The organism is Roseateles sp. So40a, assembly GCF_048081605.1.
Taxonomy (GTDB): Bacteria; Pseudomonadota; Gammaproteobacteria; order Burkholderiales; family Burkholderiaceae_C; genus Roseateles.
Genome location: NZ_CP182288.1, coordinates 85,617 through 99,057, shown reverse-complemented (window position 1 = coordinate 99,057; position 13,441 = coordinate 85,617). Strand labels below are relative to the sequence as shown.

The following is a 13,441-nucleotide window of genomic DNA, read 5'->3' as shown; positions in this document are numbered from 1 at the left end:
CGGGCGAGCCGCGTGCGACCGGCTGCATGTGGGCGCGATGCGGAGCGGATGACGCGCGACAGGGCGTTTTCACCCAGTGCCGACGGCGCGTCGCGGACTAGCATTCCCGCCCATGAACCTCGAAACCATCGAACTGCAGACCCCCACCCCGCCGCGCTTCAGCCTGCTGGTGCTGCACGGCCTGGGCGCGGACGGCAACGACTTCGTGCCGGTCGTGCAGGCGCTGGACCTCTCCCCGGTGCTGGCGCACGGCGGACTGCGCGTGGTGCTGCCCAGCGCGCCGGAGATCCCCGTGACGATCAACGGCGGGATGCGCATGCGCGCCTGGTACGACATCCGCCATGGCGACCTCAGCCAGCGCGAGGATGCCAACGGCCTGCGCGTGTCGCAGACGCTGATCGAGGAGCTGATCGCCCGTGAGGAGCGCGAGTTCGGCATCCCGCCCGAACGCGTCGTGCTGATGGGCTTCTCGCAAGGCTGCGCGATGACGTTGATGACCGGGCTGCGGTATCCGAAGCGGCTGGCCGGCCTGGTCGGCCTCTCCGGTTATCTGCCGCTGCTCGACACCACCGAGACCGAGCGCCACGCCGCCAATGCCGACACGCCGATCTTCCTGGCGCATGGCCTGAACGACGGCGTCGTCGCGCCGGCGCGCGCGACGGCCTCGCTCGCTGAGCTGCGCCGCCTGGGCTACCCGGTCGAGTGGCACGAGTACCCCATGGCCCACGAGGTCAGCATGGACGAGATCCAGGCCCTGCAGGCCTGGCTCGTGACCACGCTGACCGCCTCCTCCTCGACTTCCTGATGCGTCCCATGTCCCTCCGGCCGTTCCCTCTCTCCCTTCCCGCGCTGTCCCTGGCGCTGCTGCCGCTGGCGCCGCTGACCGCGGCCACCCCGCCGCAGCCGGCGACGCCGGTGGCGGTCGCCGCGGCGTCGCTCGCGCCCGCCACCGTGCTGGCGCCGATCACGCACGACGTCTACGCCACCTGGCGCAGCATCCAGCACACGCAGCTCAGCCGCGATGGCCAGTGGATCGCCTACGCGCTGGTCGCGCAGGAGGCCGATGGGGAGCTGGTCGTGCGCCGCGTCGCCGACGGCCGCGAGTACCGCGCCCCGCGCGGCACGACCCCGAGCTTCAGCGCCGATGGCCGCTACCTGGCCTTCGCCGTCGCGCCCACGCGCGCGGAGCTCGACAAGGCGAAGAAGGACAAGAAGAAGGGCGACGACGCGCCCAAGGCCGGCGCCGCCTGGATGGACCTGGCCACGGGCCAGGTCGAGAGCGTCGAGCGCGTGAAGCGCTTCGCCTGGGCCAAGGACGGCAGCCAGCACCTGGCGATGCTGCTGGAAGCGCCCGTGAAGAAGGACGGCGCCAAGGCGGCGACCGCCGCGAAGGCCGATGAACAGGACGATCGCAACGATGGATCGCGCGATCAGGAAGCGCCGCCCGAGGGTGGTGCGCCCTCCGCGAAGAAGACGCCGGGCAACGACTTGCTGCTGATCGACGTCACCACCAGGCAGCGCAACGCCTTCAAGGACGCCGCCGATTTCGCGTGGAACAACACCGGCACGCTGCTCGCGTATGTGGTGTCGGTGAAGGAGCCGGCGAAGGACTCCGCGAAGGAGCCCGCCAAGACGGCAGCACCGGCGGTGCCGGCCCCGGCGGCCTCCGCGATCCCCGCGGCGGCGCCTGCGTCGGACGCGACGGTCGCGACCGCCGTCGCGCCAACGGCCACCGCCAAGCCTGCCGTCGACGAGAGCGCCCGCGAGGGCATCTATGTCATCGACCCGTCAGCGCCGACGCAGTCGCGCGCGGTGATCGCCGGAGCGGGCAGCTACAAGCAGCTGCGCTTCGACGAGGCCGGCCGTCGCCTGGCCTTCGTGTCCAACCGCGATCACGTCGCGGAAACCAAGGCCGCGGAGAAGGCAAGGAAGGCCGAGAAGGCCGACGCCAAGGACGCCAAGGACGCCAAGGACGCCAAGGACGCCAAGGACGAGAAGTCTGACAAGCCCGATCCGACGCCGTTCAAGCTCTTCCTCTGGCAAGCCGGCCAGGAGCGCGCGGCGGTGCTGGTCAGCGCATTGACGCCCGGGATGCCTGCGGGCTGGACGCCGAGCGAGCACGCGCCGCTCGCGTTCAGCAAGGACGGCCAGCGGCTGTTCCTGGGCACGGCCGAGCTGCCTGCGCCCGAGCCCAAGGACGCGCCCGAGCCGGTGAAGGTCGACCTCTGGCACTGGAAGGATCCCGAGCTGCAGTCCGCGCAGAAGGCCAAGGCCGAGCGCGATCGCACACGCAGCTACCGCGCCGTGGTCCACCTCGGCACCGATGTCGACACTGCGCGCTTCGTGCAGCTCGGCAACAAGGACCTGCCCACCGTGCAGGTCAACGAGAACGCCGCCGTGGCACTGGGTCTGAGCGATCTGCCCTACCGCCCGCTGATGTCATGGGAAGGCGGCTACATGGACGCCTATGCGGTGGACCTGAACACCGGCGCGGCCAGGCCGCTCGGACGCAAGCTGCGCCACGCGCCGACGCTGTCGCCCACCGGCCGCTACGTGCTGGGCTTCGATGCGCCCGCCGCGCGCTGGCTGGCGTGGCGCACCGACACCGCGCAGGCCATCGACCTCACCGGCAAGATCAAGTCGCGCTTCGACAACGACGACCGCGACGTCCCCGACCTGCCCTCGCCCTACGGCAGCGCGGGCTGGACCACCGATGACGACAGCGTCGTGGTCTACGACAAGTTCGACCTCTGGGCCGTGCAGCCCGCCACCGGCCAGTCGCGCAACCTGACGCAGGGCTGGGGCCGCAAGCAGCAGCTGCAGCTGCGCGTGGTGCCGCTCGATCCCGAGGACGCCGACAAGAAGCCGCTGCCCGCCGACACGCTCACGCTGACCGGCACGCACGACATCACGCGCGCCAGCGGCTACTACCGCGTGGACGCGGCCGGCGGCGCGCCCCGCACGCTGATCCAGGACGACAAGATGATCGGCGGCCTGATCAAGGCCAAGGACGCGGACCGCATCGTCTTCACGCAGCAGACCTTCACCGAGTTCCCCGATCTCTGGACCTCGACGCTCGCGTTCCAGCAGCCGCAGCGCCTCAGCGAGGCCAATCCGCAGCAGGCGCGATACGCCTGGGGCACGCAGGAGCTGATCGAGTACACGGCCGCGGACGGCAAGAAGCTGCGCGCGCTGCTGGCCAAGCCGGCGGGCTTCGATCCGAAGAAGCAGTACCCGATGATGGTCTACATCTACGAGAAGATGACTGACAACCGGTTCCGCTACGTCCCGCCCGCGCCGAGCCAGAACATCAACGTCACGCGCTACGTCTCCAACGGCTACCTCGTGCTGCGGCCCGACATCGTCTACACGACCGGCCATCCCGGCCAGAGCGCGATGAACACGGTGCTGCCGGCGATCCGCCAGCAGATCGCCAAGGGCTTCGTCGATCCGAAGCGCGTCGGCATCCAGGGCCACAGCTGGGGCGCGTACCAGATCAACTACCTGATCACGCACACCCACCAGTTCCGCGCGGCGGAGGCCGGCGCGTCGATGGCCAACATGGTCAGCGGCTACGGCGGCATCCGCTGGGGCGCGGGCATCAGCCGCGCGTTCCAGTACGAACACGGCCAGAGCCGTATCGGCGCCACGCCGTGGGAACGGCCCGACCTGTACCTGGAGAACTCGCCGATCTTCCGCGTCGACAAGGTCACCACGCCCTACCTGACCATCCACAACGACGAGGACGACGCGGTGCCCTGGTACCAGGGCATCGAGTTCTTCACCGCGCTGCGCCGCCTGGGCAAGGAAGCCTACTGGTTCAACTACAACGGCGAGAAGCACGGCCTGCGGGAGCGCGACAACATGAAGCACTACACCGTGCACATGGCCGAGTTCTTCGACCATTACCTGCTCGGCAGCCCGCGTCCCGAGTGGATGGACAAGCCCGTGCCCTACCTGGAACGCGGCAAGCGCGACGTGATGGGCCAGTTCAAGCCGGCCAGCCAACCTGCGGAGTCCGCCGTGGCCAAGGGCCAGGAAGCGCCGGCGACGACCAGCGCGAAGTGATGCCCACGCGCCCGCCGCGCCGGATCAGCGCGCGGGCTCGGCTTCCTGGGCCGCGCGGCGCGCGGTTTCGATGCGCTCGGCGATCGGCGGATGCGTCGACAGCCACCCCGGCCCGCTGTCCACCTGGCCGCTGGCGCGCATCTGCTCGCGCAGCTTGATCCAGGCCCCCACGAGCGTCTCGTTGGGCAGGTGCTCGCGCAGGATCACGCGTTGCGCCTCGGCGTCGGACTGGCGCTCGGCGTCGCGGCTGTAGCGCAGCGTCTGCACCGACGCCAGCGTGCCCGCCGCCACGGTGGAGAAGTCGCCCAGCACCGCGCCGGCCACCGTCACCAGACCCGCGGCCTGCACCAGGTGGCGCATCGAGTGCCGATGCTTCACATGGCCGGCCTCGTGGCCGAGCACCGCGATCAGCTCGTCGTCGGTCAGCGCCTCGGCCATGCCGTCGAGCACGACGATCGTGCCGTTGGGCAGCGCCATCGCGTTGAAGCCGGCCCGGTCCTTGAGCCGCGCGAAGCGCAGCTCCAGCGTGACGCCGGGGAAGGAGCGATCGGCGAGCGCATCGAAGCGGTCCTGCAGCCGCTCCTGGCGCCATTGGGGCAGCCGCGACGGACGCAGGAACTCGCGGCCGAGTTGTGCCTCGACCTGCTGGCCCAGCGCCTGATCGATGCGCTGGGGGACCAGCGGCAGCGCGGCGCTGGCCAGCAGCCCCGCGCCCTGGCGATCAAACCAGGCCACCAGCGACACCAGCACCACCACGCAGCACACGACCCAGGCCCAATGCGCGCTCAGCTGCGTGGTCAGCGCCTTGCCGCCGAGCTCGCGGCCCATCGGGCTGTCCTCCGGCAGCCAGAGCGTGCCGCCGTCGGGCAGGCCCACCGGCGTCGGGCTGCCGCGCCACCATTCGCCGACCTGCAGGGCGCGCCGCGCATAACGGCGCAGGCCGGGCAGCGAGGGCTGCGAGGCGGCGAGTTCCGCCTCGGACGGCGGTGCCGACGACGAGGCCTGCGGCCGCGGCGGCCAGGGCATGAATTCGATGCTGTTGCGGGTCAGGCGCACGCGCACGTCCTGCGCCAGGGTGTCCGTGCCTTCGTACCAGCGGCCCAGGCCGGTGTGGGTCTGCGATGTCATTCCGCGTGCTCCGCTCACCAGCCGATGTCCAGCCCGAAGGCATCCGCCACGCCGTCACCGGCGGCCCCTCGCCGGCCGGTCGAGGCCGCGCGCACGCGCATCGTGCCCACGGGCTCGTCGGACAGCACGGTCATGCCCGCCACGCGCAGCCGCGCCAGGCGCACGGCCAGGAAGGGCCAGTACAGGCCCAGCGTCAACACGGTCAGCAGCCCATGCACGGCCAGCGTGCCGAAGAGCTTCATCGCGGGCAGGTCGTACCGGAACTCGATCCCGCCTTCCAGGCGCGTGTTGTTCCAGATGAGCTTCTGCAGCCGCGCGATGTAGACCGGCCAGCCGATCACCCACACCACGCCCATCGTCACGAGCGAGGACAGCAAGCGCACGCCGGTCATCCTCGGACCGCCGACGGACTGCACGCCCCACACGACCAGCGCCGAGACGACGAAGGCCGCCAGTCCCGCCAGGAACATCAGGCCCACCAGCGCGAGGTACAGGCCGTAGAACTCGCGCACCGGCAGGTCGAAGCTGAAGGCGCGCTCCCCGTAACGCGCATGGCGATGCTGGAAGCGCTTGAGCCAGCCGTGCGCCAGCGGGAACAGCAGACTGACGCCCAGCGCCACCAGCCCGATCACGTAGCGGTTCAGGCCCATGCTGGCGCCGATGGACGCGACCGTCCACGCCACCAGCAGCGGCAGGCAGGACGCGTACACGACCGGCGCGCTCGCATGGAAGCCGAAACGCACGCCGCGCCAGCTCGTGTTGCCGAGCTTGAAGCGCTGCGCGCCGGCGAAGAGCATCGGCCCCAGGCCGTAGAGCACGCCGAGCATCACGAAGCCCGCGGCCTTGGACCATTCGAAGGCATGGCCGTAGCAGACCAGCAGCGTCAGCGCGAGCACGCGCCCGACGAGGATGCGGCGCGGGTCGCCGTGGAAGTCGAAGGGCTCGCCGGCCAGCAGCGTGTGCCGCGCGAACCAGCGGGCCTTGCGGCGCTTGGCCCAGGCGGAATAGACGCCCAGCGTGGCCAGCGTCAGCAGCGTGTTGACGATCCAGAGGCGGAAGTACTCGGCGCCGGTGCCGGTGAAGACCAGGCGCTGCTCATGCGCCTTGGCCAGCAGACCGGTGGCCATCGGACCGCCGTCGGCCGTCCACGGCCGGTCGATCGGTTTCACGCGCTGGCGAGGCCGGGCCGCCTCCGGTGCGTCGTCGTCCAGCGACGGCGGCAACGTCGGCGCGAACGCCCGTGCGGTCTTGTCGTCGATCACTCCCGATACTCCCTCTGCGCCCTCTACGCGTGCACGCTGTCGTGTCCGGGCACCCTCTCGCGCCCGCTTCAGCCTTGGCGGCCTTGCCGGCCTGTTCTTCGCGGGCGCTCAGCGCCCGGGGCGAGAGTCTACGCGGCCTGGACGCCCGACGTGCTGGCGTCATCCCGGCCGCTCGCGATGCCGTCCTCGATGCCGTGATCCATGCCGCGATGCAGGGCCTGATGCGACGCCGAGGCCGGCTCGAACGCCGCCACCAGCGCGGCCATCAGGCCGCGCGCTTTCTCGGAGTTGTCGCCGCCGTAGTTGCAGACGTAGACGTCCAGCGTCACCGCGCCGAGTTCCGGCCAGGTGTGCAGCGCCACATGCGACTCCGCGAGCAGCAGCATGCCGGTGATGCCGCCGGGCTGGCCGTCGGCCGCGTCCGGGAATCGGTGCCAGTGCTCCCCGACGACCGACAGCCCCGCCCCGCGCGCCGCGCCGCGGGCCAGCCACGCCAGCGCGTCGCCGTCGGTCAGCAGCGCGTGTCGCGCGCAGCCGGCCAGGTCGGCCGTCAGGTGCAGGCCCTTCACTGACCGGCCTCGGCCAGCAGCGCGTGGCAGCGCTCCTCGTGCTGGGTGATCTCGGCCAGCGTCACCTCGATGTCGCTCAGCTGCTGACGCAGCTGGCGGCGGTGCTGCTCGAGCACGCCCAGAAAGGCGCGCAGCTGCGGCACGGTGTCCGAATGGCTGTCGTACATGTCCACCAGCTGCTTGATCTCCTGCAGCGCCAGCCCGAGGCGCTTGCCGCGCAGGGTCAGCTTCAGCCGCGTGCGGTCGCGCTGGGTGTAGACGCGATTGCGGCCGGCGCGCGCGGGCGTCAGCAGCCCCATGTCCTCGTAGAAGCGGATTGCGCGCGGCGTGATGTCGAACTCGGCGGCGAGCTCGGTGATGGTGAACAGCGGTCCCGCGTCGTCGCCGGCTTCGGGCAGCGACTCCTCGGACAGCTCGTCGGCCGGGGTCGGGCGGGGTTCGGTGCTCATGGCTACACTGGCAAATGACGTTGACGTAAACGTAAGTCTATAGCCATGGCCAATCCCCGCGAATCCGAACTCACCTACCCCCTGGGCGACACGCTGCCCGGGCCCGGCGAGGCCCTGGACCTGCTGCCCGGCGTGCGGTGGGTGCGGATGGGACTGCCCTTCGCGCTGGACCACATCAACCTCTGGCTGCTGCGCGACGTCCAGGACGGACGCGAGGGCTGGACGATCGTCGACTGCGGCATCCACAGCGACGCCACGAAGGCCAACTGGGAGCGCGTCTTCGCCGAGCGCCTGGACGGGCTGCCGGTGCTGCGGGTCATCGTCACGCACTTCCATCCCGATCACATGGGCCTGGCGCACTGGCTCACCGAACGCTGGTCCTGCCGGCTCTGGATCAGCGCGACCGATTACCAGCTCGCGCGCCTGGCCTCGTCGTCGACGGTGGGCATGGGCGGCGAGGCCGCCGCGGCCTTCTTCGGCAGCCACGGCCTCAGCGACCCCGACGCGCTGGACAAGATCCGCGGCCGCGCCAGCTACTACCCGAGCATGGTCCCCGCCGTCCCGTCCGCGTACCGCCGCCTGATGGACGGCGGGGTGGTGCGCGTTGGCGATCACGACTGGCGCTGCCTCGTCGGTTACGGCCACGCGCCCGAGCACATCAGCCTGCACAGCGCCTCGCTGGGCGTGATGATCTCCGGCGACATGGTGCTGCCGCGCATCTCGACCAATGTGTCGGTCGTGGACGTCGAGCCCGAGGCTGATCCGCTCACGCTCTACCTGGAGTCGCTGGAGCGGCTCACCCCGCTGCCCGCCGACACGCTGGTGCTTCCCGCTCACGGCAAGCCCTTCCGCGGGCTGCACGCGCGCATCGATCAGCTGCAGGAGCACCACCGCGAGCGGCTGGCCGAGGTCGTCGAGGCCTGCACCGCCAAACCGTGCCAGGCGGCGGAGCTGTTGCCGATGATGTTCCGCCGGCCGCTGGACCTGCACCAGACGACCTTCGCCATGGGCGAGGCGGTCGCCCACCTGAATCGGCTGTGGCTGGGCGGGCAACTGCGCCGCCACCTGGACGCGGACGGCGTGTATCGGTTCTCGGCCTGAGCCGTCGATCAAGGAAATCGGACCCCAGAAAGACAGTCGCCGCCGACCCGGTCACGGGACGGCGGCGCTGGGCCTTTTTATGCATCGAGCTCATCGGTGCCGAGCGCGGGTCTCCTGGCTCAGCCACGTGGCTGGGGGACCCTGGGCGCCATCGGGACCGGAACCGCCGGTTCTGGCTCAAATGCGGGTGATGACAGCAAGCCCGCAGTGTCTGCGCCACTCAAATCAGCTACAAGCCCCCCCAAAGGGGGAAGTGCGAACGTTTACCGCTCTCAAGCTGAACGATTGACGCTTTTCGCGAAAGACGCTCAGGCCTCGTCCATCAGCGGCAACACCGCCTGCTTGAGACGGTCCCGGGCAAGTTCGTATTCCGGGAACACCGAGCGCACCACCGCCCAGAAACGCGGGCTGTGGTTCATCTCCTTGAGATGGGCCAGCTCGTGCGCGACCACGTAGTCGATCAGCGCCGGCGAGAAGTGGATCAGCCGCCAGTTGAGCCGGATCATGCCGTCGGCGCTGGCGCTGCCCCAGCGGGTCTGCGCCGAGGACAGGCGCAGGCCGGTCATCGTCACGCCCAGCGGTTCGGCGAAGTGGCGGCAGCGCAGCTCGAAGCGCTGACGCGCCTGGCGCTGCAGCCAGGCCTGCACCGCGTCGCGGATCTGCTCGGGTTCGGCGTTCTGCGGCAGGCCAAGGTACAGCATGCGTCGCGGCACGGTGGCCAGCGTCGGTTGCGGATCGGCCTGACCCTCGTCCAGCCGCGCGCCCGTCATCGACGGGTCCAGCACGACGATCAGCGGCTCGCCCAGATAGGGCAGGCTGCAGCCGTCGCCCCAGAGGATGCGCGCGGCCTGCGTGCGCTTGGCGCGCTCACGCTGCTCGACGAGCTTGCGCAGGATCCAGTCGGCCTTCTGCTGCAGCGCGTTGTCGATGTCGCCCAGCGGCACCCACTTCGGCGCGGACACCCGCAAGCCGTCCTCGCTGACGGTGAAGCCGATGCTGCGGCGCCGCGCGCGCTTGAGCTCATAGGGAATCGCCTGCCCCTGCAGCAAGACCTGGCGAAGGGACGCACCCGACGCTCCGGTCGCACCCGGTGAGCCCGGTGATCCCGGCTGGACGCGCGAGCGCGGCGCCGGGACGAGCGGGTCCGGAACGGGAGTCGGAGGGGCGGGGGTGGGCTCGGCGTCGAACAGCGACAACTGCGTGAACTTGTTCAGCAGCGTGCCCAGACCCCGACGCTTGGAAGGCAGCATGGGCTGCGAGTGTAATCAGTAGGCCGAAGGATCCAACACCCGCATCTCGGCCTCGATCCAGGCCTGGACTTCCTTCATCAGCTCGGCCGGCGCGCGGCCCTCGCTGGAGATCATCGGTCCGATGGAGATGTCGATGGTGCCGGGGCGCAGCAGGAAGCTCTTGCGCGGCCAGCAGCTGGCGGAGTTCATCGCGATGGGCACGACCGGCACGCCGGTCTCCACCGCCAGGCGGGTGCCGCCGGTCTTGTACTCACCGGCCTTGCCGCGCGCCACGCGGGTGCCTTCCGGGAACATGATGATCCAGTTGCCCAGCGCCGCGATGCGCTTGCCCTGCGCGGCCACCTTGTTCCAGGCCTCGCTGCGCTTGCTGCGGTCGATGTGGATCATGTCCAGCCGCGCCATCGACCAGCCGAAGAACGGGATGTAGATCAGCTCGCGCTTGAACACGTAGGCCAGCGGGCGCGGCATCAGCATCGGGTAGGCGAAGGTCTCCCAGGTCGACTGGTGCTTGGACAGCAGGATGACCGACTGCTTCGGGTCGGTGGGCAGGTGCTCCATGCCGCGCACGCGCCAATGCACGCCGCAGATCAGCTTGGCGCCCCAGATGGCGATGCGCAGCCAGGTCGCGCACATCCAGTACAGCTGCGTGCTGTTCAGGAACAGCGAGCAGAGCACGACGGCGCTGCCCCAGGGCACGACGGTGACGATCAGGTAGATGACGAAGAGGAAGGAACGCAGCGCGGTGATCAGCATCGGGGTCAGCCCAGGTCTCCAGGGGCGGTATCGGGTTCGGCGGACTCGCCCCGCGACTCGGCGCGGGCGCGGCGTTCCGCGTGGATGAGGGCTTCGGCGAAGGCGGCCAGGTCCTGATGCACCCGCGAGCCGGGCACCAGCGCGATCTGCTCCTGCAGCTGCGCCTCGTCGACGCCGGCCAGCCGGTCGCCGCGCACCAGGTGCGGCACGCAGCCGGCGTTGTGCGCCGTCTGCAGGTCACGCACGCTGGCGCCGACCATGTGCACATGCTGCAGGTCCACGCCGAAGCGCTCGCCGATCTGTTCGACCAGACCGGGCAGCGGCTTGCGGCAGTTGCAGTTGTCCTCGGGCGCGTGCGGGCAGAAGAACGCGGCGTCCAGCCGGCCGCCCCGCTCCGCCAGCAGCTGGTTGAGCCGCAGGTGGACCGCGTTGAGCGAGGCCATGTCGATCAGCCCGCGGCCGATGCCGGGCTGGTTCGTGGCCATGACCGTGTGCCAGCCGGCGTGGTTCAGCCGCGCGATGGCCTCGAGCGCGCCGGGCAGCGGATCGAGTTCCTCGGGCGACTTCACGTGGTCGTCGCGGTAGCGGTTGATCGTGCCGTCGCGGCCGAGGATCACCAGCTTCATGCCATGCGGATGGTCGGACCGATTGGGCATCGAGGGCTCCGGGGTGGGTCAGGCGGGTGGGGAGCCGAGGCGGTCCGGGGGCCGGGCGATCAGGCCGCCAGGCGCGACAGGTCCGCGACGCGGTTCATCGCGTCGTGCAGCTGCTTGAGCAGCGCCTGGCGATTGGCGCGCAGCGCGGGGTCCTCGGCGTTGACCATCACGTCGTCGAAGAACGCGTCGACCGGCGCCTTGAGCGCGGCCAGCGCCTTCAGCGAGCCGGCGTAGTCGTGCTGCTCGAAGAGCGCGTCGGCCTGCGGCTTCACGCCGGCCAGCGCGTCGGCGAGCGCCTTCTCGGCGGCCTCGGTCAGCAGCGCGGGCTTCACCTCGGTCGGCAGCTCACCCTCGATCTTCTTGAGGATGTTGCCCACGCGCTTGTTGGCCGCGGCCAGCGAGGCCGATTCCGGCAGCGCCGCGAAGTCGCGCACCGCGCCCAGGCGCTTGGGCACGTCGCCCAGGCGCGCCGGGTTCAGCGCCAGCACCGCGTCGACTTCCTGGGCGCTGTAGCCCTGGTCGCGCAGGTTGACCGCCAGCCGGTCGGCGAAGAAGCCCAGCAGCGGCTCGGTCGGATCCTGGATCAGCTCGCCGAAGGCCGGCAGCGCGCCCTGGATCAGCTCGGGCAGCGACAGGTGCATGTGGTTCTCGACCAGGATGCGGATCACGCCCAGCGCGTGACGGCGCAGCGCGAACGGGTCCTTGTCGCCGGTGGGCAGCTGGCCGATGCCGAACAGGCCGATCAGCGTCTCGAGCTTGTCGGCCAGCGCCACGACGGTGCCGGTGTGGTTGCGCGGCAGCGCGTCGCCGGCGAAGCGCGGCTTGTAGTGGTCCTCGATGGCCTTGGCCACGCCGTCGCGCAGGCCCTCATGGCGCGCGTAGTAGCCGCCCATGATGCCCTGCAGCTCGGGGAACTCGCCGACCATGTCGGTCAGCAGGTCGGCCTTGGCCAGCACGGCGGCTTCCTGGGCCTTGCTGTCGAGCACGTCGAACTCGTCCTTGGCCTCGACCGTGTACGGGTGCTGGGCCATGCGCAGCTGGTTGACGATCGCATGCGCGATCGCCCGCACGCGCTCGGTGCGCTCGCCCTGGCTGCCGAGCTTGCCGTGATACACGACCTTGCCCAGGCCCTCCACGCGCGAGGCCAGCGTCTTCTTGCGGTCCTGGTCGAAGAAGAACTTCGCGTCGGCCAGGCGCGGACGCACGACGCGCTCGTTGCCCTCGATGACCTTGGACGCGTCCTCCGGATGGACGTTGCTGACCACCAGGAAGCGGTGGGTCAGCTTGCCGTGGCCGTCCAGCAGCGGGAAGTACTTCTGGTTGGCCTTCATCGTCAGGATCAGGCATTCCTGCGGCACGGCCAGGAACTCGGGCTCGAACTGGCAGGACAGCACGTTGGGCAGTTCCACCAGCGCGGTCACCTCGTCGAGCAGCTCGGGCGCGTCGATCGGCGACAGGCCCAGCGGCTCGGCCTGCGCCTGCAGCTGACGCACGATCTCGGCGCGGCGCTGATCGAAGGACGCGATCACCGCGCCCTCTTCCCGCAGCTGCTGCTCGTAGGTGTCGGCGTGCCTGATCTCGATGGCGTCGGCCTTGGCCTCGAAGCGATGGCCACGCGTCACGCGGCCGGCGGTCAGGCCCAGCGCGCCGATCTCGACGAGCTCGTCGCCATGCAGCGCGATCAGGCCATGGGCCGGACGCACGAACTTGACGTCGCTCCAGCCGTCGGCCAGCTGGTAGGTCATGACCTTGGGAATGGGCAGCTTGGCCAGCGCCTCGTCCAGCGCCTTCTGCAGGCCGTCCTTCAGCGACACGCCGGGCATGACGGAGTCCAGGAACAGCGCCTCGGCCTTGCCGTCGGGCGCGCGCTTGAGGCTCGCGACCGCGGAGGCATCCGCGCCGACCGCGGCCAGCTTCTTCAGCAGCGCGGGCGTGGCGTTGCCCGCGGCGTCCAGCGCGACGGCCACCGGCATCAGCTTCTGCTGCACGGCGCGGTCGGCGGCCTTGGCGGCGACGCCGCCCAGGTGCACGGCCAGGCGGCGCGGCGTGGCGAAGGCGGTGACGGCCGCATCCGCCGGGGCCAGGCCTTGCGCCTTCAGCGAGTCGGCCAGCACGGTCGAGAACGCCTCGCCCAGCTTGCGCAGCGCCTTGGGCGGCAGTTCCTCGACGAACAGCTCAACGAGAAGATTCTTCGTGGTCATGGAT

Annotated in this window: 11 protein-coding genes; 3 read left to right on the top strand and 8 right to left on the bottom strand. The window is 70.4% G+C overall.

Annotated elements, in window-relative coordinates:
- Positions 1-112: 112 nt before the first annotated feature.
- Positions 113-805 carry an alpha/beta hydrolase gene (locus ACNI65_RS00450; protein ID WP_416760591.1) on the top strand — a complete coding sequence of 231 codons (693 nt, stop codon included), beginning with the start codon at positions 113-115 and terminating at the stop codon, positions 803-805.
- A gap of 8 nt (positions 806-813) precedes the next feature.
- Entirely contained in the window at positions 814-4,068 is a 3,255-nt protein-coding gene (locus ACNI65_RS00445; protein ID WP_416760590.1) for a prolyl oligopeptidase family serine peptidase, read from the top strand.
- A gap of 24 nt (positions 4,069-4,092) precedes the next feature.
- Here the strand turns inward: ACNI65_RS00445 and ACNI65_RS00440 are convergent, their stop codons facing one another.
- From ACNI65_RS00440 to ACNI65_RS00425, 4 genes are all read right to left on the bottom strand, one after another.
- Positions 4,093-5,196 (bottom strand): M48 family metallopeptidase, encoded by a 1,104-nt coding sequence (locus ACNI65_RS00440; protein ID WP_416760589.1) that lies wholly within the window; start codon positions 5,194-5,196, stop codon positions 4,093-4,095.
- Positions 5,197-5,210: 14 nt separating this feature from the next.
- On the bottom strand, positions 5,211-6,458 hold the full coding sequence (locus tag ACNI65_RS00435) for a YjgN family protein (RefSeq protein ID WP_416760588.1): 1,248 nt from the start codon (positions 6,456-6,458) through the stop codon (positions 5,211-5,213).
- Positions 6,459-6,586: 128 nt separating this feature from the next.
- Positions 6,587-7,027 (bottom strand): S-adenosylmethionine decarboxylase family protein, encoded by a 441-nt coding sequence (locus ACNI65_RS00430; RefSeq protein WP_416760587.1) that lies wholly within the window; start codon positions 7,025-7,027, stop codon positions 6,587-6,589.
- Entirely contained in the window at positions 7,024-7,476 is a 453-nt protein-coding gene (locus ACNI65_RS00425) for a MerR family transcriptional regulator (RefSeq protein ID WP_416760586.1), read from the bottom strand. Before ACNI65_RS00425 ends, ACNI65_RS00430 begins: the two co-directional genes overlap by 4 nt.
- A 45-nt stretch (positions 7,477-7,521) precedes the next feature.
- Between ACNI65_RS00425 and ACNI65_RS00420 the strand changes: the two genes are divergently transcribed.
- A complete protein-coding gene (locus ACNI65_RS00420) occupies positions 7,522-8,577 on the top strand; it encodes an MBL fold metallo-hydrolase (RefSeq protein WP_416760585.1) in 1,056 nt (351 codons plus the stop codon).
- A gap of 308 nt (positions 8,578-8,885) precedes the next feature.
- Here the strand turns inward: ACNI65_RS00420 and ACNI65_RS00415 are convergent, their stop codons facing one another.
- From ACNI65_RS00415 to glyS, 4 genes are read right to left on the bottom strand one after another with little or no spacing between them, the layout of a single operon-like run.
- On the bottom strand, positions 8,886-9,827 hold the full coding sequence (locus ACNI65_RS00415) for a M48 family metallopeptidase (RefSeq protein ID WP_416760584.1): 942 nt from the start codon (positions 9,825-9,827) through the stop codon (positions 8,886-8,888).
- A 15-nt stretch (positions 9,828-9,842) separates the two neighbouring features.
- On the bottom strand, positions 9,843-10,574 hold the full coding sequence (locus tag ACNI65_RS00410) for a lysophospholipid acyltransferase family protein (protein WP_416763530.1): 732 nt from the start codon (positions 10,572-10,574) through the stop codon (positions 9,843-9,845).
- 11 nt (positions 10,575-10,585) lie between these two features.
- On the bottom strand, positions 10,586-11,236 hold the full coding sequence (gene gmhB, locus ACNI65_RS00405; RefSeq protein ID WP_416760583.1) for a D-glycero-beta-D-manno-heptose 1,7-bisphosphate 7-phosphatase: 651 nt from the start codon (positions 11,234-11,236) through the stop codon (positions 10,586-10,588).
- A gap of 59 nt (positions 11,237-11,295) precedes the next feature.
- Positions 11,296-13,437 (bottom strand): glycine--tRNA ligase subunit beta, encoded by a 2,142-nt coding sequence (gene glyS, locus ACNI65_RS00400; RefSeq protein ID WP_416760582.1) that lies wholly within the window; start codon positions 13,435-13,437, stop codon positions 11,296-11,298.
- Positions 13,438-13,441 lie beyond the last annotated feature (4 nt).